Genomic DNA, 21,214 nt, shown 5'->3' on the forward strand with positions numbered 1-21,214 from the left:
CAGGTGGTCCGCTAGCGGAGCACGGCTGCTAGTGTGCGCCCGGTCGCGTCCTGTCCCGTAGTTGAGGGACATTCTTGCTCCCCACTGCAAAGCGTGTCAATGCTTGTGCCCGATTTTGCCGCACTGCGATATTTTTTTTATTATCGTTTTCCCGATGTAAGCCATTCTTAAATTGGCTGACACAATGCGTCGCGCACGGCAGTGCGAAAAAAGCACCATGCGCGCAAACGCTTGCAGTGCAATGCAGGAATCGCCAGACTAATTTGAATTGCATGGAATACGGCGCTTCGCGCCAACAATGCAGCGCAGCAAAATATGGCGAATCGAGATTTAAAACCGATGTTTGAAATGTTCAGCAGGAAGCCGCGCATTTGAAATCGCGAAGCGGCTCCTCACCGCACGATTCAAGGCGTGAGCCAGATGAGCGCCGCCATGCGTCCCGTCACGCGTTCGCGGCGATAAGAGTAGAACCGTTCACGATCGGTAAAAGTGCATAGCCCCCCGCCGCTGATATGCGTCACGCCGATTTCAGCAAGCCGCAGGCGCGCGAGGCAGCCCAGATCAGCGAGATACTTGCCGGGCGCCTCTGGGCGCGGCACGAATGCCGATGCTGTGCCGACGCGCACGGCATCGCGCCGCGCACCATCGATGGCCTCGACGTGGTCCATGAACGCGGCGCGCACGTCCTCCCCCACTTCGAACGCATTCGGGCCGATTGCCGGCCCAAGGTACGCGTGCAGTTCGCTCGCGGCACAGCCCGCGAGCGCGGCCACGCGTTGCGCGGTTTTCTCGATGACGCCTGCAGCGAGCCCACGCCACCCCGCATGCGCCGCGCCGACGGCCCGCCCCGCGCCATCGCTAATCAGCACGGGCATGCAGTCGGCGACCATCACCGCGCAGGCGATGCCCGGCTGGTCGGTCACGCTCGCATCGGCTTCGAGCAGGGTACCCGCGCGAGCGGACTCGAGCGCGGCGGCCGCGTCTACCACCACCGGTCCGTGAACCTGCTTCAGCCACGCGGCCGGCACGCCAGCATAGGCGAGCAAGCGCGAGCGGTTGGCCTCGACGTGCTCCAGATCGTCGCCGGACGAACGGCCCAGGTTCAGGCCGCACGGCAGTTCCACGCCGCCTTCGTGCGCCGCATCCGCCAGGGACGCCGCATCTGCCCGCCAACGGCCGAACGGCGGCAAGCTCACGCCGCCGTTACGCGTGGTCACGATCGCGCGCACGCGCGGCGCCACATGCCAATCCGGTTGCAGCAAATCGGCGGAAGTCAGTTCGTGGCAGGTCGTAGTCATACCGGCTTGTTCTCCTCGTCCTCTTCGCCTTCGTCGTCTTCTTCGTCGTAGTCGTAATCGTCCTCGTCGCTGCCGATGACGTAGCCCTCGTCGGTGTACGCGCTATCGAACATCTCTTCGTCGAAGCCGTGCTCGTCCTCGCCGTCTTCGCGGCCGAAGCCGAGCGCTTCGATCAGCGCGTCCATGTCGTCGGGCACCTCGGCGCGCCATTGCATCGCGCGGCCCGTGACCGGATGGATCAGGCCGAGACGCCACGCGTGCAGCGCCTGGCGTGCGAAGCCGCCAGGCAGCGCGGCGACCGAGCGCTTGCCGCGCGCGTGCCCATAGACCGGGTCGCCGAGCAGTGGATGGCCGATGGCCGCGCAGTGCACACGGATCTGGTGCGTGCGGCCCGTCTCCAGGTCGCAATGGATCGCGCTCACCGGCTGGTTGTGCCAGAGGGTCTTGTCGATGCGCCGGAAGTGCGTGCGCGCGGGCTTGCCCGAGGCACCCGACACGACCGCCATGCGCGTGCGCTCGCGCGGGTCGCGGCCGATGGGCGCGTCGATCGTGCCCTCATCGCGAATATTGCCCCACACGAGCGCGAGATAGCGGCGCTTGACCGTGCGCGCCTGCAACTGGCGCACGAGATCGGTCTGCGCTTCGAGCGTGCGCGCAACCACCATCAGCCCCGAAGTTTCCTTGTCGAGCCGGTGCACGATGCCCGCGCGCGGCAGACCCGCCGCCGCCTCGCCGTAGCGGTGCAGCAGGCCGTTGAGAATCGTGCCGCTCCAGTTGCCGGCTGCCGGATGCACCACGAGCCCCGCAGGCTTGTTGATTACGACGATGGCGTCGTCCTCGTAGACGACATCGAGCGGTAGGGGCTCGGGGGTGAACGCGAGCTGTTCTGGCAGCAGATCGGGAACGAGTTCGATGACGGCGCCCAGCGGCACCGGCTGGCGCACCTTGGCCGGCTTGCCGTCGACGCGCACGCGCTGCTCCTCGATCCAGCCTTGCAGACGGCTGCGTGAAAACTCGGGAAACACTTTGGCGAGCACCTTGTCGAGCCGCTCGCCGGCAAGCGCGTCGGGCACCTCGACGCGGCGGGCTTCCTGCTCCTGCTGGGCACGACGCGTGCGCGGCGCGGCGGCGCACGCGTTGCCAATGGGGGCGTCATCGCGCGCCTCGCCGGCTGCTGCGTCATTGGGCTCATCGCCCAGGCTATAATCGCTGATGCTGTTTTGGGCGCCGGGAGCGCCGGCCCCCCGAATAACTGAACGGGTCATTGAGTCTGGGTCACCTGTGGACCTGTAGCTGGACTGGATAAATGCGAGCCTTGAACACGATTACGAAACTGGCCCAAGAAACAATGGCCCGAAACGCTACGCGCACGGCGCGAGCACGAACGCTCGGCAAGATCGGCAACGTTGTTCGCATTGCCGCCTGCGGTGCCGCGCTCGCCGTGGTCGCGGCCTGCCACGGCCTGCCGCAAAAAACCGACGAAACGGCAACGTGGAATAACAACAAATTATATACGGAGGCCCAGGACGCGCTCTCCAGCGGCGACTGGGGCAAATGCGCGAAATACTTCGAACAGCTCGAAGGTCGCGACCCGTTCGGCCACTTCGCCCAGCAGGCGCAGATCAACGTCGCCTACTGCAGCTGGAAGGATAACGAGAACGATGCCGCCGACCAGGCCATCAACCGTTTCATCCAGTTGCACCCCGATCATCCGGACATCGCCTACGCGTACTATCTGAAGGGCATGATCCACTTCAACGACGATCTCGGTCTGTTCGGCCGCTTCTCCGGCCAGGACATGAGCGAGCGCGATCCGAAGTCGCTGCGCGAGTCGTATGACGCGTTCAAGGTCGTCGTCGACAGGTTCCCGAAGAGCAAGTACGCGCCAGACGCGGCGCAGCGCATGCGCTACATCGTGAACGCACTCGCCTCGCACGAAGTGCACGCGGCCGACTACTACTACCGTCGCGGCGCCTACGTGGCGGCGATCAATCGCGCGCAGCTCGCGATCCAGGACTACAAGAGCGCGCCGGCAATCGAGGATGCCTTGCACATCATGATCCTCTCATATCAGAAGCTGAATCAGCCGCAGATGGCCGAGGACACCCGCCGCGTGCTCGCAGCCACGTTCCCGGACAGCCCGTATATCACGGGCCATGCGCGTGCTGGCAAGGAGAGCAAGCCGTGGTACCAGATCTGGTAATCACCGCTTCGGCCCAATCGATCCAAAAAAAATCGCCACGGAAATCCGTGGCGATTTTTTTTGCCGCCATCGATTGCCGAGCGACCAGGAAAGGAACCGGAGGCGCCGTCCTCGTTCAGTCGCGTTCGAACAGCGCGATCGACTCGACGTGCGACGTGTGCGGAAACATGTTGACCACCCCCGCGCCCTTGAGCCGGTAACCCGCTTCGTTCACCAGCACGCCCGCGTCGCGAGCGAGCGTCGCCGGGCTGCACGACACGTAGACGATACGCGTGGGCAGCGGCCCGTCGCCGCTCTTCGCAATCTCGGCCAGCGCCTGTGACACCGCGAGTGCACCTTCGCGCGGCGGATCGATCAGGAATTTGTCGAAGGCGCCGAGCGCGCGAAGGTCGTCGGCGGTGACTTCGAACAGATTGCGGCACGCAAACGACGTATGGCCGTCCACGCCGTTAGCACGCGCGTTTTCGAGTGCACGCGCCGTCAGCGTATCGCTGCCCTCGATGCCCACCACTTCGCGGGCGAGACGCGCGAGCGGCAGCGTGAAGTTGCCGATGCCGCAAAACAGGTCGAGCACGCGATCGCCCGCCCCGGGCGCGAGCAGGCGCAGCGCGCGGCCCACGAGCACGCGGTTGATCTGATGATTGACCTGCGTGAAATCCGTGGGCTTGAAGGGCATGCGGATATCGAACTCGGGCAGCGTGTAGTCGAGCGCCTTGTCGAGCGGATAAAACGGGAACACCGTTTCCGGCCCCTTGGGCTGCAGCCAGAACTGCACGTTGTGCTGATCGGCAAAGGCGCGCAGCAAGTCTTCGTCGGCGGCGGTGAGCGGCTCGAGGATGCGCAGCACCAGCGCCGTCACGCTCGATCCAACGGCCAACTCGATCTGCGGCATGCGATCGCGAATCGACAGCGCCTCGACCAGCCGGCGCAGCGGCACGAGCATGGCCGAGACGTGCGGCGGCAATATTTCGCAGCTCGTCATGTCCGCGACATAGCTGCTCTTGCGTTCGTGGAACCCCACCAGCACGCCGCCCTTCTTAGGCACATTGCGCACGGTCAGGCGCGCACGGTAGCGATAGCCCCACGACGGCCCATGGATTGGCCGGAACATCGTTTCGGCACGTACCTTCGAGAGATGCATGAGATTGTCTTCGAGCACGCGCTGCTTGACGGCGATCTGGGCGCGCACGTCCAGATGCTGCATCGAGCAGCCGCCACACGTGCCGAAGAACTGGCACTGCGGCCTCGTGCGGATCGCGCTCTCACGCAGCACGTTCACGACCTGGGCCTGCTCGAAGCTCGGCTTCTTGCGGTAACTCAAGTATGTGACCTGCTCGCCCGGCAAAGCGCCCTCGACGAAGATCACCTTGCCGGGTTCGCCCGTTTCGGTGACGGTGCGGCCCACGCCACGCGCCTCCATGTCGAGGGACTCGATTTCCAGAATCGGGGCATGAGCAACCGACGCTTCGATGGATGCGCGTTTCTCGGCACGGCGCTCGCGCTTGCTGCGCTTCTTCGCGGGCACGGGCACAGAAGCAGCGGCAGTGGATTCGGTGCGGCCGGCTTCGGCTTGAGGGTCGGGGGCAGCTTGAGACACCAGCGGGTTCCTGACAGACAGTGAGGGGGAATTTTTCAGGCGAAGGCGAGATTGTAGTCGATTCGGCGTCGCCTCCCCTACCCGCGCTACGACACGCACCCGCTCACGCCGGTATGCGCACTCGCGCGCTTTCAAATTAATCCGATATCCGGCGCCGGCACCGGTCAGTACGATGTTTCTCGCGATGTGCCATATGAGGCCAGCGCCCGAGACCCGACATCATGGACATACTCCTCTCCGATCATGGCTTTGCGATCCCGCTGGTCATGCTTTGCACTGCGGTTGTATCACTCGCTCCTTTTCTGGGAGTGCCGCCTCGTCGCGCCATCGCACGGCGCCGCTCGTATGCGGTCGGCGCAGTCATGTTAGGCAGCCCGCTCCTGATGATCGGCCTCATTTATCTCGTCGTCCGCTTCGTATTCGATTGAGTGGCCGAGTAAACGGCCCCGCACGTGGACGCGATGCTTTGGATTCCTTGGCACGTTGAATTGAGACGAATCCGATAGGAAATTTCTCACCGGGAGCGTACAGATAGCGCACCCATCATGATCTTCTGGTTTGAAATGAACAAACTGCTTTATGCGATGCTCGTCACAACTGTCCTCGGCGCGAGCGCCTGCACCTTGCCGACGCCCGCACCTGACGTAACGATTTCCTCCGTCATGCGTGGCATGACGCAAACCGAGGTTACCAAGCGCATCGGGCCACCCGATCGCATATTTGGCGAAAATGGCAACGAGTGCTACCAGTATGCGCTCGGCGACTACGGGAACGTGCCCTTTGCCGTGTGCTTCAAGCAGCGCGTCATATCGGCTACCGCGCGCGGGAAATGCGACCTGGCCCTGGTACGCGCGGCAGCCGGGCCCGCAGTGGCCTATCATTCATCCGATTACGCGGTCATGCGCCGATAACCCGCTCGCGGCCACTCCTCGGAGTCTGGCGACTCGGCCATTCAATGATGCGTGAACCGGAGCCCGTCATGAAACTCGTTAGCTGGAACGTGCAGTGGGGGCGCGACGCATCAGGCGTCGTGGATCTCGCGCGCACGGTGCGCGAAGCCCGCCGCCTCGCCGACTTCGACATCCTGTGTCTGCAGGAAATCACGCGAGGCTTTCACGCGCTGCCCGGCGGTCCTGGCAACGATCAATTCGCCGAACTGGCAACGCTTCTACCCGGCTTCACAGTAATCGAGGCAATCGGTGCCGATCTGAGTGCCGATTTGAGCGTCATTCCGGCCACTGCGCCAGGCACGGGGCCCGCACCGCGCCGGCAGTTCGGCAATGCGATCGCCACACGCCTGCCCGTCGCCCAGGTGTTCCGCCATCTGCTGCCCTGGCCCGTCGATCCTGCCGCGCCGTCGATGCAGCGCGTCGCGCTCGAAGCGGTGCTCGATGTGTCCGGCGCTACGTCGTCAGGCGGCGCATTGCGCGTGCTCGTGACACATCTGGAGTTCTATTCCACGCGCCAGCGGCTTGCACAGGTCGATGCGCTTCGGCAACTGCAGCAGGAAGCCGCCGCCCACGCGGCACACCCCGCCCCCGCCGAAAACGCCGCAGGACCGTTCGCTCGTACCGCGCGACCAGTGAGTGCAATTGTCTGTGGAGATTTCAACAGCGCTTTCGGCAGCGCCGCTTACACACGCATGCTCGAGCCGCTTGCCGGCAGTCCGGCATTCGTCGATGCCTGGATGTCGCTGCATCCCGGCGCGACGCCACCGCCCACAGCGGGCGTCTTCGACACCGTGCAATGGTCCGACGGGCCGCTCGCCTGCGACTTCGTGTTCGTCACCGAGGATTTGCGCGGGCGCCTAAAGCACTGTGAGATCGACGGCGCCATCGAAGCATCCGATCATCAGCCCATCGTGCTCGAGCTGGACTGACCCAGTGGGCTGACCAGGTAGACCCACCAGGCCCCGGCGCTCACTGGCCGAACGCTTCCAGATATTCCTGCCAGTGCGCCGCGGGCTCGGCCGCGAGCGATTGCTTCACGAACAGGATTTCGTCGTCGTATTCGCGCTCGGTGAAGCCGCCGCGCATCATCTGGAAGCGGCAATAGAGCAAATACGTGTTGACCACGTCGGTCTCGCAGTAGTTGCGGATTTCCTCGATGCGCCCCTGCTGAAACGACGTCCACACCTGGCCGCCGTCCATCCCGAGCTTCCCCGGAAAGCCGCACAGTTTCGCAAGCGCATCGAGCGGCGCGTTGGCGCGCGGCTGATACAGAGCGAGCAGGTCCATCAGGTCGGTGTGACGTGAGTGGTAGCGGCTGATGTAGTTGTTCCACTTGAAGTCGCGGTCTTCTTCGCCCATTTCCCAGTAGCGCACCGCGCGGATGCCGTGCACCAGTGCCCGATAGTGCAGCACCGGCAGGTCGAAGCCGCCGCCGTTCCACGACACGAGTTGCGGCGTGTACTTTTCGATGGTGCGATAGAACGAATCGATCAGCTTTGCTTCGCCGTCTTCGGGCGTACCGAGCGAGCGCACGCGAAAGCCCTGGCCGTCGCGGAACACGCACGAAATCGCGGCCACGCGCTGCAGATGATGCGGCAGGAAATCGCTGCCGGTTTTCTCGCGGCGCGCAGCGAACGCGTGCTCGGCCACTTCGGCGTCGGTGAGCGAAGCGGGCAGATCTTCGAGGCGGCGAATGCCGTCGACATCGGGAATCGTCTCGATGTCGAATACAAGTACAGGAACTGTCATTCGGGTTAACTGCGAGGTGGACTGCGAGACTTTATAGAACAGCGTCCTTGCGCACGCCGTTCGAAGCGAAAAAGCGCTTGAGGCGCACCAGCGCTTCTTGCTGGATTTGCCGCACACGCTCGCGGGTGAGGCCCATTTCGTCGGCCAGCTCTTCGAGCGTGGCGGGCTCGATATGGTTCAGTCCAAAGCGCCGCTCGATGACATGGCGATGCTTGTCCGAGAGCCGGCCGAGCCAGGCGCGCGTGAGCGTCTCGAGCTCGCGATGCTGCACCTCAGCGTCGGGCGACTGGCTCTGGTCGTCCGAGAGCAGATCGAGCAGGCTGCTTGCCGGATCCAGGTCGAGCGGCGCATCGAGCGAAGCGGTGTGTTCGTTGAGCGCGAGGATGTCGGTGACTTCCTCGGTGGTCTTGCCCGTGAGATAGGCGATGTCGTCGATGCTCGCGTCGCGCCGGTCGGACGCCGAATCGGCGTTCAGCGAATTCTTCTCCAGATGGCGCTTCGCGCGTAGCACCTGATTGAGCTCGCGAATCACATGCACCGGCAGGCGCACCGTGCGCGCCTGGTTCATGATCGCGCGCTCGATGCTCTGGCGGATCCACCAGGTGGCGTAAGTCGAAAAGCGGAAGCCGCGCGTCGGATCGAACTTCTCGATCGCGTGCATCAGGCCGAGGTTGCCCTCTTCGATCAAGTCGAGCAGCGGCACGCCACGGTTCAGATAGCCCTTCGCAATGCTGACGACGAGACGCAGATTGCGCTCGATCATGACCTGTCGAGCCTCGAATTCGCCGGCCTTGGCAAGACGCGAGTAGCGCTGCTCTTCCTCGACGGTGAGCAGCGGCTTAACACTGATCCGGTTCAGATAATGCTGGATGGTGTCGGCCGTGAGTTCGGCCTGCAGCATCGCGCGAAAATCGTCCGCATCGGGCGGCGCTTCCGCTACTTCTTCACTCTCGCGGCCGCCCTCTTCAGAGCCGGACTCGCGCTCGTCGAGCTCGCGTGTGTTCTCGAGTTCTTCGTCGTCGCCCTGCCGAGCGCCGTCCTCCACCGAAACCTGGGCGGCTTGACTGTCAGACTCGGACTGCTGCAGACGGCGCTTCAATTTCGGCATATTCGGCTCGCTTTATTGCGGCGGCAAGTACTTCATAGGGTCGACGGGCTTGCCCTGACGGCGTACTTCGAAATGCAGCATCACGCGGTCCGAATCGGTATTACCCATCTCGGCAATTTTCTGACCCTTCGTGACCGCATCTCCTTCTTTTACCATCAAAGCCCGGTTGTGTGCGTACGCTGTCAAAAACGTCGCGTCATGCTTGATGATAATGAGATTGCCGTAACCGCGCAGCCCATTTCCGGCATAAACCACTCGGCCGTCCCCGGCAGCCTTGATCGACTCTCCAGCCGAACCGCCGATATTGATGCCCTTGTTCTTCGCATCGTCGAAGCTGTTGAGCACCGGGCCACGCACCGGCCACGCGAGCGACACGCTGCCGGGCGCCGCGGCCACGTCGCCGCCGCTTGCCTGCGGGGGCACAGCAGCAACGGGCGGCGGCGCGCCCACGCCCGAACCGTACATCGGCGGCATCGCAGACGAGCCCGGCTGTGCGCCCGGCGCCGGCGCAGCGACGGCACCCGGCGCGCTGCTCGCACCATTCGGCGGCGCGACGCGCAGCAATTGATCCACCTCGATCTGGTTCGGGTTGGTGAGATTGTTCCACGTAGCAACGTCGCGGTAGTTCTGACCGTTTTCGAGCGCAATCCTATAGAGAGTGTCGCCCGGCTTCACCCGGTAGTATCCCGGAGGAGGCGGCCCGAGCGGCACCGCCGGCTGTGCGCCCGCCGTCCCGAGCGGCGCGGTGCGGTCAACGACAGGTGCGTTGTCGAGGCGCGTCGCGCAAGCCGTCAGCAGGCAGAGCGCGATGACCGAAGCACCGTTACGGGCCGCGGTCAGGTCGATATTCAAGCGTTTTCTTTGCATCGCGCGCAACATACTCATCGGTTTCAAATCACTCCGGATTTTAAAGGGACAAAGAAAACGCGATCAAGCCGCGACTCCCGCCACTGCGCAGGCCCCGTACGCTCGACGAGCGTGAGCACCTGGGTCGTCTCGCCCTGCTCCGCGACAGGCGCGACGAGCCGTCCGCCAATGGCGAGTTGTTCGAGCAGCGCCTGCGGCACCTCGAAGCCGGCGGCGGCGATCACGATCGCGTCGAACGGCCCCGCCGACGGCAAACCGAGCCTTCCGTCGCCGTAGTGCAAGCGGATGTTCGGGATGCGCAATGGGCGCAGGTTCGTTTTTGCGCGTTCGTATAACGGCTTGACGCGTTCAATCGAATACACATCGCGTGCAATCCGGCTCAGCACCGCGGCCTGATAGCCGCAGCCGGTGCCGATTTCGAGCACGCGCTCGAGGTTGCGGCCCGCGCCCGCGAGTTCGAGCATGCGGGCGACTACCGAGGGCTTCGAAATGGTCTGGTGATGGCCAATCGGCAAAGCCGCATCTTCGTAGGCTTGGGTCGCGAGGCCGGGGTCGACGAACATGTGGCGCGGCACACCCGCAATTGCCTGGAGCACACGCGGGTCGGCAATGCCATTCGCACGCAGGCGTTCGACCATGCGTTCGCGAACCCGTTCCGAAGTCAGCGCGTGTGCGCCATTGAGCGCGACACCTGGCGCCCCCGAGCTGGGCGCCGCACCCGGGCGCGCGTTGGCTGCCGGCCGTGCCTGTGCGCTCCTGGCCGCGGATGTAGTCGCAGAAAAGAACGCCGCGGGGCGCTGCGCCTGCTCGCTGCGGCGCACCTCGGACTTGCGCGCAGGCGACGCTGCCGCATGCAATGCTCCGGGCGCTTTTGCGGGTTGAATGCCGTGCGCGGTGGATGACGAACCAGGCGCGCTCTTCACGCCCGCCAAGCCCTTGACGCCGGCACTTTTCGCAGGCGCGGCTTTGGCCGCCGGATTGACTGCCTGCTTCGATACGCCGCCTGGCTGGCTCGTTCGCCCGAGCGGCGCACGCGCCTCGCCCGGCCGCCCATCGTGACGATCCTGGCCGTCATGACGCCGCGGCTCGCGCACGAGATCCGCGAGACCGAGCGGGAAACGCTTCGTGCGCTCGCCCGTCATGAAGCGCTGCCGCCCTGACGCACCCAATCGTGCGTCGCCGGCAACATCTGCGTGTGTGTAAGGTCGAGTTGCAGCGGCGTAATCGACACGTGACCGTGCGACACCGCATGAAAGTCCGTGCCCTCGCTCGCGTCGCGCGCGCTGCCCGAGGGGCCGATCCAGTAGATCGGTTCGCCGCGCGGATTGGTCTGGCGGATCACAGGCTGCGATGGATGGCGTTTGCCCAGACGCGTGACACGCCATTCGCCGAGTTCGTCGTATGGCAGATTGGGGATGTTGACGTTGAGCAGCGGACTGCCCGGCAGCGGATTCGCCAGATAATGCTCGACGATTTCGGCCGCCACGCGCGCGGCGGAGTCGAGGTGCGCCCAATCTTTGTCGACGAGCGAGAACGCAATGGCCGGCATGCCGAACATGATGCCTTCGGTGGCGGCCGCGACCGTGCCCGAATACAGCGTGTCCTCGCCCATGTTCTGGCCGTTGTTGATACCGGACACCACCAAGTCGGGCTTGTGATCGAGCATGCCCGTGAGCGCGATATGCACGGAGTCGGTGGGCGTGCCGTTCACGTAATAGAAGCCCGTAGTCGCGGAGCGCAGCACCGAAAGCGGGCGCCACAGCGTGAGCGAGTTGGAAGCGGCGCTGCAGTTCTGCTCGGGCGCCATTACCGTAACCTCGCCGAGCGGCTTGAGCGCTTCGTAGAGCGCGGCAAGGCCGGGGGCGAGATAACCGTCGTCGTTGCTGATCAGGATTCGCATCCGCCGATTGTAACCGAGGAAAGAAGGCAGGCGAACGACAGGCCGGTGTGCGCCACGCCGTTGCGCAGGGGCTAATTCGTGGCGCATTCCAACGCGTGCAGGGAATCCTGCGCGCTTCGCTTTTCTCCCGCTTCTCGCGCCCGTTGCGCGGTCTTTTCTATCCGCGCACGGACCGGATCGATCACCCGACCCAAGGAATAAATGCACGGTCGTTCGCATTCACCAGGATTACCGTACACTGTGGCGCTGAGCCTTACCCATGACAGCCCCGCCAGAACGGCAGAAGACAGGAGATACGATGCGCGCAATCCGCTGCAACCAGTACGGCCCGCCCGAAACGCTCACCCTCGAAGACCTGCCTGAACTCGTGCCAGGCGCGGGCCAGGTCGTGATCGACGTGAAAGCGGCCGCCGTCAATTTCCCGGACGTCCTGATCATCGAGAACAAATATCAGGTCAAGCCCCCGCTGCCCTTCACGCCCGGCGCCGAAGTCGCCGGCATCGTGCGCGCCGTCGGCGAGGGCGTGACGCTCGCACCCGGCATGCGCGTGGTCGCCTATGTCGGCAACGGCGGGTTCGCGGAGCAGGTGCTTGCCGATGCCGCCGCCTGCGTGCCACTGCCTGAAGGCGCCGATTTCGCCACTGCGGCTGCCTTCACGCTCGCCTACGGCACTTCGCATCACGCTGTGGTCGACCGCGCCGCGCTGCGCGCCGACGAAACGATGCTCGTGCTCGGCGCGGCCGGCGGTGTAGGCCTGGCTGCGGTGGAGATCGGCAAGGCGCTGGGGGCGCGCGTGATCGCCGCCGCATCGAGCGACGAAAAGCTCGAGGTCTGCCGCCGCTTCGGCGCCGACGCCACCATCAACTACAGCACCGAGGACCTGCGCGAGCGCATCAAGGCGCTCACCGACGGCAAGGGTCCTGACGTGATCTACGACCCGGTCGGCGGCGTCTATGCCGAACCGGCATTTCGCAGCATCGGCTGGCGCGGGCGCTATCTCGTGGTCGGCTTCGCCAACGGCGAAATTCCGAAGCTGCCGCTGAACCTCACGCTGCTCAAGGGTGCGAGCATCGTCGGCGTGTTCTGGGGCGATTTTGCGCGCCGCGAGCCGCAGCGCAATGCAGCGGCCTTCGCGCAGATGGTGGGCTGGATCGGCGAAGGCAAGCTCAAGCCCTATGTCTCGAAGCGTTATGCGCTCGCCGACACCGCGCAGGCACTCAAGGACATGGCCTCGCGCAAGGTGACGGGCAAGATCGTGATCGAGCCCTGAGCGGCACGCGGAGCGTTACCCCGGCAGGAATAAAAAAGGCTCGCAGCGCGCGAGCCTTTTTGGGTTTCCGGCCCGGTCACCGCGCTGCTAGACGATTTGTTGCGCGTGCAACTGTGCGATGCGCTCCGCGTCATAACCGAGCGAGCGCAAAACTTCGTCGGTGTGCTCACCCAGTTCGGGGCCGAGCCAGCGCGTGTCGCCCGGTGTCTCCGAGAGCTTGGGCGTGACCGCCGGCAGCGCGATATCGACGCCCTCGCCCCCCTGCGCGTCCTTCTTCTGCCAGCGGAACTGCTGGATCATCTGGCGCGCGGCGAACTGCGGATCGGCGAACATGTCAGCCACCGTGTAGATGCGGCCCACAGGCACGTCAGCAGCGTTGAGCACGTCGAGCGCTTCGTCGATGGTGCGCGCCGCGAGCCACTCTGCAATCGCGCCGTCGATCTCCGCAGTGCGCGGCACACGGCCGTCGTTGTGCGCAAGGCCGGCATCGTTGGCGAGGTCGTCGCGATCGATCGCCGTCATGAGACGCTTGAAGATCGGATCGCTGTTGCCGCCGATCACGATGCTGCCATCACGGCACGGATAGGTGTTTGACGGCACGATGCCCGGCAGCGAGGCGCCAGTGCGCTCGCGCACCATGCCGTACACGCCGTACTCGGGCACCACGCTCTCCATCATGTTGAATACGGCCTCGTAGAGCGCGACGTCCACGATCTGGCCGCTGCCGCCGTTCACGTTGCGATGATGAAGCGCCATCATTGCGCCGATCACGCCGTGCAGCGCCGCGATCGAGTCGCCGATCGAAATGCCGATGCGCGGCGGCGGCAACTCGGGATAGCCGGTGATGTGGCGCAGCCCGCCCATCGACTCGGCAATCGCGCCGAATCCAGGACGGTCCCGATACGGGCCGGTCTGGCCATAACCCGAGAGCCGCACCATCACGAGACCGGGGTTCTCCTTCGAGAGCACGTCGTAGCCGAGACCGAGCTTTTCGAGCAGGCGAGGCCGGAAGTTCTCGACGACGATATCGGCTTCTTTTGCGAGCCGGCGCACGATCTCCTTGCCTTCCTCGGCCTTGAGATTGATCGTCACCGACTTCTTGTTGCGTGCCTGCACCGCCCACCAGAGCGAGGTGCCGCCCACTTCGGGATAGAGCTTGCGCCACTTGCGCAGCGGGTCGCCGCCCTTCGGGTCCTCGATCTTGATGACCTCGGCGCCGAATTCGCCAAGAAAGCGCGCGGCGAACGGACCTGCGATCAACGTGCCGAGCTCCAGCACTTTCACGCCTGCGAGCGGGCCGGCTGGTTTCGCTGCGGATTCAGGGGAAGAGGCTGCCCTCATGAGACTCCTTGTGTTCTGCAACCGGCGCGTCGCTACATCGAGCGCCGGTCGAGCATTGCGCGGGCAATGGTGCCCGCGTCGACGTATTCCAGTTCGCCGCCCACCGGCACGCCACGCGCGAGGCGCGTGACGGCGAGGCCTCGCGCCTTGAGCGTCTGGCCGAGGTAATGCGCGGTTGCCTCGCCTTCGTTGGTGAAATTGGTTGCGAGCACAACTTCCTTGACGATGCCGTCCGAGGCGCGCTTCACGAGGCGGTCGAAATGAATTTCCTTGGGACCGATACCGTCCAGCGGACTTAGATGGCCCATCAGCACAAAATACAGCCCGCGATAAGTCATGGTCTGCTCGAGCATGATCTGGTCGGCGGGCGTCTCCACGACGCACAGGAGCGTGGGGTCGCGCTCATCGTCGAGACACGTTTCGCATATCTGAGCTTCGGTGAAGGTATTGCACTTCTCGCAATGCTTCAGATGGTCGGTCGCGAACAGCAGCGCGCGGCCGAGCTTTTCAGCGCCGTCCCGGTCGTGCTGCATCAGGTGATAAGCCATGCGCTGCGCCGACTTCGGCCCGACACCGGGCAATACGCGCAGCGCCTCGACGAGCGCCGCCAGGGCGGAAGGTTGTTTCATGCGGATTCAGCGTGGCAATGCATGAGCGTGCGCGGCGGCCAGGAAAACCACCGCGCACAGGCTGCGCGCAGCCACCGGGCCGCGCGGCGCGCCTGGGGTTAGAACGGCATCTTGAAGCCCGGCGGCAGCGGCAGACCCGCGGTCATGCCGCCCATCTTTTCCTGCGACGTGGCTTCGGCCTTGCGCACGGCGTCGTTGAACGCGGCGGCGACGAGGTCTTCGAGCATGTCCTTGTCGTCGGCGAGCAGGCTCGGATCGATCGACACACGGCGCACGTCGTTACGGCACGTCATCGTGACCTTGACCAGGCCGGCGCCTGCCTGACCCTCGACTTCGATCTGGGCAAGCTGCTCCTGCATCTTCTTCATGTTTTCCTGCATCTGCTGCGCTTGCTTCATGAGCCCGGCGAGTTGACCTTTCAACATTTCACTGCTCCTTCTGGATCATGTGTGATTCGTAAAAAATGATGTGTTCGCACGCGCGACGCCCGGGGCGCCGCGCCGCGCAATTCAATGGGCGGCCTGGTTGCCGCCCGTCGCGGCCTCCGGAGCGATCGGCCGGATCGAACCCGGCACGATGCTCGCGCCGAAGTCGCGAATCAATTGCTGCACGAAAGGATCGGCGCCGATCTCGCGCTCGGCGTCGCGCTGGCGCTCGGCGCGCGCAGCGGCATCCAGCGCAGCCGCCGTGCGGCGCGCGGGGCCGACCGTGACGTCGACTTCCACGGACTTGCCGAGGGTTTCGGCCAGCGCCGTCTTGAGCTTGGCGACCTGCGAGGTGTCGGCGTACTGCGGCACCGGCACGCTGAGCTTGAGCACGCCGCCCTCGAGCGCGGTGAGTTCGCTGTTGAACGCAAGCTGATACGAGATGCCCGTGAGCGGCAGCGTGGCGGCAAGCCCCGGCCAGTCGCCCGCGAAACCGATAGCGTCGAGCGGAATGCCCACAGGCAGCTTGCTGACATCGACCACTGCGGCCGCAGTCGCAGCAGGCGCGGCCGCTCGCGGCGCGGCGGACTCGCTGTCGTACGCAGGCGCGAAGTTATCGTCAGGTGCCGAGGAATAAGCATCGTCGGCGCTGAGCGGCACGTAATCGTCAGGCGGGATGTCGTCCCAGGGCGGCGCGCCCGATGCGTCCTGACGCGGACTCGATTCCCGCGCGGGCCGACGCGCCTGCGCTTCCTGCGCGGCCGCAGCGCGACGCGCGGGGTCGGGTGTTGGCACCTTCACCTCCGCGCGCGGCGCGGCGCTCTTCGGAGGCGCCGCGGGCGTTGCAGCCTGGGCCGCGGGCCGGGAGCCGCGCTCGGTGGACACGCGCATGCCCTTGCTGCGCAGCACGTCTAGTGCAGCGCTCGCGCCGCTACGCGACGATGCGGCTACGGCCGGCGCCTCATGCGTGCCAGGCTGTGACTCGGGCGCGGCCGGCTCTGCGGCGACAGGCGCAACAGCAGGCGCCGGCGCGGTTTGCACGCCGGCTTGCGCTTCGGGCTTTGCATCGTCGCCCGACGCGGCTGTGGCCTCGTCTTCCCAAGGCGGCACGACGCGCTCTTGTGCAACGGGGGCGGCCTCCACGACATTCGCTGCAGCCGTGTCTGCGATCGGTTCCACGTCTGCTGGCGCTGCATGTCCGTCGTCGACAACCGGCGATGGTGCGCCCTGCTTCGCGTCTACCGTCAAAGCGGCACGAAGCGGCGTACTCGCGCCTTCAGCTTGTTCCTGTTCGGCACGCGGTGCGACCGGCTTGGCCGGCGCGGCAACCTTCGGCTGAGCAACAGCGCGCTCGGCGGACGCAACGCCCGCAGCCGAAGTTGCAGTCTGTGCTGCCGTCTGCGCAGCCGCGCGCACACCTGCGCCTGCCGCGGCCGGCCTCGAAACCGGCGCGCCGCCCGCACTGCCCGCTCGCACCGAGGGCTCGAACGCAAGCATGCGCAGCAGCGTCATGGTGAAGCCCGCGTACTCGTCTGGCGCAAGACCGAGCTCGCTGCGCCCGAGCGTCGCGATCTGATAGAAAAGCTGCACCTGCTCCGCGCTCAGCACGTCGGCGAAGCGGCGCAGATCGTCGGCCTCGGGCCATTCGTCGAGCACCGACGCCGGCGCGAATTGCGCCCACGCCACACGGTGGAACAAGCTCGCGAGATCTTGCAGCGCGGTGGAAAACGACAGGCTGCGCAGCGACATTTCGTCGGCGATCGCGAGTACCTGTGCACCGTCGCCAGCGACCAGGGCGTCGATCAGGCGAATCAGGTAGCTCTGGTCAAGCGCGCCGAGCATGCCGCGCACGGCTTCTTCCGTGACCTGATTGGCCGAATAGGCAATAGCCTGGTCAGTGAGCGAGAGGGCGTCGCGCATCGAGCCGTCCGCAGCGCGCGCGAGCAGGCGCAGCGCTTGCGGTTCGAACTCGACCCTCTCTTCGCCAAGAATATGCGTGAGATGCTCGACGATATTGGCGGCCGGCATCTGCTTCAAGTTGAACTGCAGACAGCGCGAAAGCACCGTGACCGGAATCTTCTGCGGGTCGGTGGTCGCGAGGATGAACTTGACGTGCGGCGGCGGCTCCTCCAGCGTCTTGAGCATCGCGTTGAAGGCGTGGTTCGTGAGCATGTGCACTTCGTCGATCATATAGACCTTGAAGCGCGCATCCACTGGCGCATAGACCGCGCGCTCGAGCAGCGCCGCCATTTCGTCGACGCCGCGATTGCTCGCCGCGTCCATCTCGACATAATCGACGAAGCGGCCCTCGTCGATTTCCCGGCACGCACGACACACGCCGCAGGGCTTCGACGTCACGCCGGTCTCGCAATTGAGCGCCTTGGCGAAGATGCGCGAGAGCGTCGTCTTGCCCACGCCGCGCGTGCCCGTGAAGAGGTACGCGTGATGCAGACGCCCGCCGTCGAGCGCATGCGTGAGCGCGCGCACCACGTGCTCCTGTCCGACGAGCGAAGCGAAATCCTTCGGTCGCCACTTGCGTGCGAGAACTTGATAGGTCATCCGGAAATTGTATCAGCAACGCCCGTGCGTCCAGATGGATTCGAAGCGCGTCTCGCGTCCTCTGGACGGGCACGCCGAACCCCAGCCACAGCATCGCCGTGAGGCCGCCCGGACGAGCGCTTGCGCGTACTGCGCCCCACGTCCCCGCAGGCGATCCGCGTGCGAACGACACGCTAAAAGCGGCGCACTCAGCCAAATCCGGCAAAGGCCATGCACTTGGGGAGAAACGATGAGGGAGAGAAGAAACGACGCGGAAGAAAAAGGAAGGTGACGAGCCCGACCCTCGGCACTGGCGGAAAACGGCTGTGGCTGCTTCGTTCCCGACCTGACCAGGTTGACCGCCCCTCCATGCGAGGAGGCCCGTCACGGCGCATTCTAACATTGGTTGTGCGGCATTGCGAATGCCGCATCGCAAAAAGTCTTCAAACGGCCCTGGTCCACCACGATGAATGGGCCGGGGTGAGCACGCGTAAAACATGAAGACAGACACATCGTGTGCGCCTCTTGCAAATGCGTCCCCGCATCGCCATATCGGCATCGTGAAGTTTGGGGAACGCCTCGAAATACCGGGAAACCCTGCTGCCGATATGCGTACTATCACCGTCGGCAACGCATAGGGATTTAGGCTACACTGGCGTCGACTGTTGCCTGGGCAGGCCCGGCGACCGCATCCCGGCGACCCCATCCGGTCCCGCCTGGCGAGGCCTTGGCCCCCGGATATATTTTGAGTTTTGGTGTATCGTGGCGAGCAATTCAATCAGCCTCGATCGTGAAGAGGTATTCATACAATGAGCGAACAAATCAAGCACATCAGCGACGCATCGTTCGAACAGGACGTCGTGAAATCCGACAAGCCCGTGCTGCTGGACTTCTGGGCCGAATGGTGCGGCCCCTGCAAGATGATCGCGCCGATTCTCGACGAGGTCGCGAAGGACTACGGCGATCGCCTCCAGATCGCGAAGATCAACGTTGACGAGCATCAATCGACGCCGGTGAAGTTCGGCGTGCGTGGCATCCCGACGCTGATCCTCTTCAAGAATGGCGCCGTTGCGGCGCAGAAGGTCGGCGCGCTCTCGAAGTCGCAGCTCACCGCGTTCCTGGATAGCCACCTGTAACCGGGCGTTCCTCCTCCCCGCCGCGCGAATGGGCGAACGGGCGGGCGAATCAAAGGTGCGTGTTGTCCACCGACAACACGCACCATAAAAACATGCCAAAACTTGCCACAGGGCTCCACTGGCGGCTTCTGGCGTGTGCTATGCTAGAATTTATAAAGCGTCTACCCGGCGCCCTTATATAAGTTTCAAGCAAAAGTCCTTGAGCGGTTCCGCTCGCTTCTTTTCCCCCAGACTTCTTTTCGTCGCATCCTCCCCGACGGGTTCTCCGTATGCATCTTTCCGAGCTCAAGTCTCTGCACGTGTCCGAATTGATCGAGATGGCCAATGGCCTCGAGATCGAAAGTGCGAACCGCCTGCGCAAGCAGGAACTGATGTTCGCGATTCTCAAAAAGCGCGCCAAGACGGGCGAAACGATCTTCGGCGACGGCACGCTTGAAGTGCTGCCGGACGGCTTCGGTTTCCTGCGCTCGCCGGAAACCTCGTATCTCGCGAGCACGGACGATATCTATATCAGCCCGTCGCAGATCCGCCGCTTCAATCTGCACACCGGCGACACGATCGAAGGCGAAGTGCGCACGCCGAAGGATGGCGAGCGCTACTTTGCGCTCGTGAAGGTGGACAAGGTCAATGGCCAGCCGCCGGAGGCCTCGAAGCACAAGATCATGTTCGAGAACCTCACGCCGCTGCACCCGAACAAGGTGCTGCTGCTCGAGCGTGAAATGCGCGGCGAGGAGAACGTGACGGGCCGCATCATCGACATGATCGCGCCCATCGGCAAGGGTCAGCGCGGCCTGCTGGTCGCTTCGCCCAAGTCGGGCAAGACCGTGATGCTTCAGCACATCGCGCACGCCATCAAGCAGAATCACCCCGACGTGATCCTGTTCGTGCTGCTGATCGACGAGCGTCCGGAAGAAGTGACCGAAATGCAGCGCTCGGTGGCAGGCGAAGTGATCGCCTCGACCTTCGACGAACCGGCCGCGCGTCACGTGCAAGTGGCCGAAATGGTGATCGAGAAGGCCAAGCGTCTTGTCGAAATGAAGCACGACGTCGTGATTCTGCTCGACTCCATCACGCGTCTCGCCCGTGCGTACAACACGGTTGTGCCCGCATCCGGCAAGGTGCTCACCGGCGGTGTGGACGCCAACGCGCTGCAACGCCCGAAGCGCTTCTTCGGCGCCGCGCGCAATATCGAGGAAGGCGGCTCGCTCACCATCATCGGCACCGCGCTGATCGAAACCGGCAGCCGCATGGACGACGTGATCTATGAAGAGTTCAAGGGCACCGGCAACATGGAAGTGCACCTCGAGCGCCGTCTCGCGGAAAAGCGCGTCTATCCGTCGATCAACCTGAACAAGTCGGGCACGCGCCGCGAAGAGCTGCTGATCAAGCCGGACATCCTCCAGAAGATCTGGGTGCTGCGCAAGTTCATCCACGACATGGACGAAGTCGAGGCCATGGAATTCCTGCTCGACAAGATTCGCCAGACGAAGAACAACTCTGAGTTCTTCGACATGATGCGTCGCGGCGGCTAAGGCCTCGCCCATCCTGTACCCTTGATGTACTGCAAACGCCCGCATCCGCGGGCGTTTGTCATTTCTGATCCGGCTGCTCCAGCGCCGTAACCTGTACGTGAACGTTCACGTTGGACTATAATCCGGCCATCACTCCACCGCCGCCATGCGGCCGCCCGCCGATGTCCAGGGATTCCAGCGCAATGCTGACGGTGCGCGACGCCGCCCAGCGGCTCAACGTCACGCCGCGCACGCTCAAGTATTACGAGGAACGCGGCCTCGTCAGGCCCACGCGCAGCGAAGGCCGCTACCGCCTCTACGACGAACACGACCTCGAGCAATTCGCCCGCATCCTGCGGCTGCGTGCGCTCGGCTTCTCGCTGCACGGCATTACCGAGATGCTCAAGCGCCCGCTTGAATCGCTCGACGATGGCCGCCGGCGCTATTCACAGGAATCGCTGCAGCAGATTGCCGATGCACTCGCGCAACAGATCGACACGCTCGACGCAAGAATCGCCGCCGTGCGCCGCGAATTGAGGGAAGCGCAGGCAGTACGCACCGAACTGGCCGGCGATCTCGACTATCTGCGGCGGCGCCTTGCTGGCGTGCCATCGGAGACCTTGATCGACGAGCGGCTTGCCGCCACGCGCCGGCGCAAGGAGGCGGCCAAAGCCGCGGAGCCGTCGGCCTCT

General features: G+C 64.5%; 19 protein-coding genes, 1 other RNA gene and 1 pseudogene. 8 read left to right on the forward strand and 13 right to left on the reverse strand.

Annotated features, from left to right (window positions below; all coding sequences use genetic code 11):
- Positions 1–404: 404 nt before the first annotated feature.
- Positions 405–1,298 carry a peptidoglycan editing factor PgeF gene (pgeF, locus tag P5W98_RS07875; protein WP_421079529.1) on the reverse strand — a complete coding sequence of 298 codons (894 nt, stop codon included), beginning with the start codon at positions 1,296–1,298 and terminating at the stop codon, positions 405–407.
- Positions 1,295–2,563 carry an RluA family pseudouridine synthase gene (locus tag P5W98_RS07880; protein WP_434718042.1) on the reverse strand — a complete coding sequence of 423 codons (1,269 nt, stop codon included), beginning with the start codon at positions 2,561–2,563 and terminating at the stop codon, positions 1,295–1,297. Before P5W98_RS07880 ends, pgeF begins: the two co-directional genes overlap by 4 nt.
- A gap of 41 nt (positions 2,564–2,604) precedes the next feature.
- On the opposite strand from P5W98_RS07880, the gene P5W98_RS07885 reads away from it, so the two are divergent.
- On the forward strand, positions 2,605–3,501 hold the full coding sequence (locus P5W98_RS07885) for an outer membrane protein assembly factor BamD (protein WP_421024054.1): 897 nt from the start codon (positions 2,605–2,607) through the stop codon (positions 3,499–3,501).
- A gap of 115 nt (positions 3,502–3,616) precedes the next feature.
- Here the strand turns inward: P5W98_RS07885 and rlmD are convergent, their stop codons facing one another.
- Positions 3,617–4,921 (reverse strand): 23S rRNA (uracil(1939)-C(5))-methyltransferase RlmD, encoded by a 1,305-nt coding sequence (gene rlmD, locus P5W98_RS07890; protein ID WP_434718517.1) that lies wholly within the window; start codon positions 4,919–4,921, stop codon positions 3,617–3,619.
- Positions 4,922–5,319: 398 nt separating this feature from the next.
- On the opposite strand from rlmD, the gene P5W98_RS07895 reads away from it, so the two are divergent.
- The 3 genes from P5W98_RS07895 (at position 5,320) to P5W98_RS07905 (ending at position 6,977) form a co-directional block, all read left to right on the forward strand.
- Complete coding sequence (locus tag P5W98_RS07895) at positions 5,320–5,526, forward strand: hypothetical protein (protein WP_434718043.1); 207 nt, start codon at positions 5,320–5,322, stop codon at positions 5,524–5,526.
- 117 nt (positions 5,527–5,643) lie between these two features.
- Entirely contained in the window at positions 5,644–6,009 is a 366-nt protein-coding gene (locus P5W98_RS07900) for a hypothetical protein (protein WP_434718044.1), read from the forward strand.
- Between the two features lie 68 nt (positions 6,010–6,077).
- A complete protein-coding gene (locus tag P5W98_RS07905) occupies positions 6,078–6,977 on the forward strand; it encodes an endonuclease/exonuclease/phosphatase family protein (RefSeq protein ID WP_434718045.1) in 900 nt (299 codons plus the stop codon).
- 40 nt (positions 6,978–7,017) lie between these two features.
- Here the strand turns inward: P5W98_RS07905 and P5W98_RS07910 are convergent, their stop codons facing one another.
- The 5 genes from P5W98_RS07910 to surE are packed head-to-tail and all read right to left on the reverse strand — an operon-like array spanning position 7,018 to position 11,672.
- A complete protein-coding gene (locus P5W98_RS07910) occupies positions 7,018–7,797 on the reverse strand; it encodes a 3'-5' exonuclease (protein ID WP_421024058.1) in 780 nt (259 codons plus the stop codon).
- A 31-nt stretch (positions 7,798–7,828) separates the two neighbouring features.
- Positions 7,829–8,905: an RNA polymerase sigma factor RpoS gene (gene rpoS / locus P5W98_RS07915; RefSeq protein ID WP_421079532.1), complete on the reverse strand. Its 1,077-nt coding sequence runs from the start codon at positions 8,903–8,905 to the stop codon at positions 7,829–7,831.
- 12 nt (positions 8,906–8,917) lie between these two features.
- Positions 8,918–9,790 carry a peptidoglycan DD-metalloendopeptidase family protein gene (locus tag P5W98_RS07920; protein WP_434718046.1) on the reverse strand — a complete coding sequence of 291 codons (873 nt, stop codon included), beginning with the start codon at positions 9,788–9,790 and terminating at the stop codon, positions 8,918–8,920.
- A 5-nt stretch (positions 9,791–9,795) separates the two neighbouring features.
- On the reverse strand, positions 9,796–10,914 hold the full coding sequence (locus tag P5W98_RS07925; RefSeq protein ID WP_434718047.1) for a protein-L-isoaspartate(D-aspartate) O-methyltransferase: 1,119 nt from the start codon (positions 10,912–10,914) through the stop codon (positions 9,796–9,798).
- Positions 10,911–11,672, reverse strand: coding sequence for a 5'/3'-nucleotidase SurE (gene surE / locus P5W98_RS07930; protein WP_421024062.1), 762 nt, complete (start codon positions 11,670–11,672; stop codon positions 10,911–10,913). The genes P5W98_RS07925 and surE overlap by 4 nt, the downstream gene beginning before the upstream one ends.
- 298 nt (positions 11,673–11,970) lie before the next feature.
- On the opposite strand from surE, the gene P5W98_RS07935 reads away from it, so the two are divergent.
- Positions 11,971–12,942, forward strand: a complete 972-nt coding sequence (locus P5W98_RS07935; RefSeq protein ID WP_421024063.1) for an NADPH:quinone oxidoreductase family protein — start codon at positions 11,971–11,973, stop codon at positions 12,940–12,942.
- 87 nt (positions 12,943–13,029) lie between these two features.
- On the opposite strand, the gene P5W98_RS07940 is transcribed toward P5W98_RS07935, so the two are convergent.
- The 5 genes from P5W98_RS07940 to ffs form a co-directional block, all read right to left on the reverse strand.
- A complete protein-coding gene (locus tag P5W98_RS07940) occupies positions 13,030–14,283 on the reverse strand; it encodes a CaiB/BaiF CoA transferase family protein (RefSeq protein WP_421079535.1) in 1,254 nt (417 codons plus the stop codon).
- A 32-nt stretch (positions 14,284–14,315) separates the two neighbouring features.
- On the reverse strand, positions 14,316–14,912 hold the full coding sequence (gene recR / locus P5W98_RS07945; RefSeq protein ID WP_421079536.1) for a recombination mediator RecR: 597 nt from the start codon (positions 14,910–14,912) through the stop codon (positions 14,316–14,318).
- Between the two features lie 98 nt (positions 14,913–15,010).
- Positions 15,011–15,337, reverse strand: coding sequence for a YbaB/EbfC family nucleoid-associated protein (locus P5W98_RS07950; RefSeq protein WP_028204938.1), 327 nt, complete (start codon positions 15,335–15,337; stop codon positions 15,011–15,013).
- An 84-nt stretch (positions 15,338–15,421) separates the two neighbouring features.
- Positions 15,422–17,896, reverse strand: coding sequence for a DNA polymerase III subunit gamma/tau (locus tag P5W98_RS07955; protein WP_434718048.1), 2,475 nt, complete (start codon positions 17,894–17,896; stop codon positions 15,422–15,424).
- 266 nt (positions 17,897–18,162) lie between these two features.
- Positions 18,163–18,261, reverse strand: an RNA gene (ffs, locus tag P5W98_RS07960) — signal recognition particle sRNA small type.
- Between the two features lie 423 nt (positions 18,262–18,684).
- On the opposite strand from ffs, the gene trxA reads away from it, so the two are divergent.
- The 3 genes and pseudogenes from trxA to P5W98_RS07975 all read left to right on the forward strand — a co-directional run.
- Positions 18,685–19,011, forward strand: coding sequence for a thioredoxin TrxA (gene trxA / locus P5W98_RS07965; protein WP_027797264.1), 327 nt, complete (start codon positions 18,685–18,687; stop codon positions 19,009–19,011).
- A 269-nt stretch (positions 19,012–19,280) separates the two neighbouring features.
- Positions 19,281–20,543, forward strand: a complete 1,263-nt coding sequence (rho, locus tag P5W98_RS07970; RefSeq protein ID WP_027797263.1) for a transcription termination factor Rho — start codon at positions 19,281–19,283, stop codon at positions 20,541–20,543.
- 161 nt (positions 20,544–20,704) lie between these two features.
- Positions 20,705–21,184: pseudogene (locus P5W98_RS07975) on the forward strand (MerR family transcriptional regulator); the annotation flags it as partial.
- Between the last annotated feature and the right edge of the window lie 30 nt (positions 21,185–21,214).

The sequence above is a fragment of the Paraburkholderia sp. A1BS-2L genome, from assembly GCF_051125205.1.
GTDB lineage: Bacteria > Pseudomonadota > Gammaproteobacteria > Burkholderiales > Burkholderiaceae > Paraburkholderia.

Excerpts from the sequence above, each read along its gene's own strand:
- P5W98_RS07940 (WP_421079535.1), bottom strand. The coding sequence starts at position 14,283 with ATGAGGGCAGCCTCTTCCCCTGAATCCGCAGCGAAACCAGCCGGCCCG.
- pgeF (WP_421079529.1), bottom strand. The coding sequence starts at position 1,298 with ATGACTACGACCTGCCACGAACTGACTTCCGCCGATTTGCTGCAACCG.
- rpoS (WP_421079532.1), bottom strand. The coding sequence starts at position 8,905 with ATGCCGAAATTGAAGCGCCGTCTGCAGCAGTCCGAGTCTGACAGTCAA.
- P5W98_RS07880 (WP_434718042.1), bottom strand. The coding sequence starts at position 2,563 with ATGACCCGTTCAGTTATTCGGGGGGCCGGCGCTCCCGGCGCCCAAAAC.
- P5W98_RS07900 (WP_434718044.1), top strand. The coding sequence starts at position 5,644 with ATGATCTTCTGGTTTGAAATGAACAAACTGCTTTATGCGATGCTCGTC.
- trxA (WP_027797264.1), top strand. The coding sequence starts at position 18,685 with ATGAGCGAACAAATCAAGCACATCAGCGACGCATCGTTCGAACAGGAC.
- P5W98_RS07885 (WP_421024054.1), top strand. The coding sequence starts at position 2,605 with ATGCGAGCCTTGAACACGATTACGAAACTGGCCCAAGAAACAATGGCC.
- P5W98_RS07935 (WP_421024063.1), top strand. The coding sequence starts at position 11,971 with ATGCGCGCAATCCGCTGCAACCAGTACGGCCCGCCCGAAACGCTCACC.
- surE (WP_421024062.1), bottom strand. The coding sequence starts at position 11,672 with ATGCGAATCCTGATCAGCAACGACGACGGTTATCTCGCCCCCGGCCTT.
- P5W98_RS07905 (WP_434718045.1), top strand. The coding sequence starts at position 6,078 with ATGAAACTCGTTAGCTGGAACGTGCAGTGGGGGCGCGACGCATCAGGC.
- P5W98_RS07925 (WP_434718047.1), bottom strand. The coding sequence starts at position 10,914 with ATGACGGGCGAGCGCACGAAGCGTTTCCCGCTCGGTCTCGCGGATCTC.
- P5W98_RS07920 (WP_434718046.1), bottom strand. The coding sequence starts at position 9,790 with ATGAGTATGTTGCGCGCGATGCAAAGAAAACGCTTGAATATCGACCTG.
- recR (WP_421079536.1), bottom strand. The coding sequence starts at position 14,912 with ATGAAACAACCTTCCGCCCTGGCGGCGCTCGTCGAGGCGCTGCGCGTA.
- rho (WP_027797263.1), top strand. The coding sequence starts at position 19,281 with ATGCATCTTTCCGAGCTCAAGTCTCTGCACGTGTCCGAATTGATCGAG.
- rlmD (WP_434718517.1), bottom strand. The coding sequence starts at position 4,921 with ATGGAGGCGCGTGGCGTGGGCCGCACCGTCACCGAAACGGGCGAACCC.
- P5W98_RS07895 (WP_434718043.1), top strand. The coding sequence starts at position 5,320 with ATGGACATACTCCTCTCCGATCATGGCTTTGCGATCCCGCTGGTCATG.
- P5W98_RS07950 (WP_028204938.1), bottom strand. The coding sequence starts at position 15,337 with ATGTTGAAAGGTCAACTCGCCGGGCTCATGAAGCAAGCGCAGCAGATG.
- P5W98_RS07910 (WP_421024058.1), bottom strand. The coding sequence starts at position 7,797 with ATGACAGTTCCTGTACTTGTATTCGACATCGAGACGATTCCCGATGTC.
- P5W98_RS07955 (WP_434718048.1), bottom strand. The coding sequence starts at position 17,896 with ATGACCTATCAAGTTCTCGCACGCAAGTGGCGACCGAAGGATTTCGCT.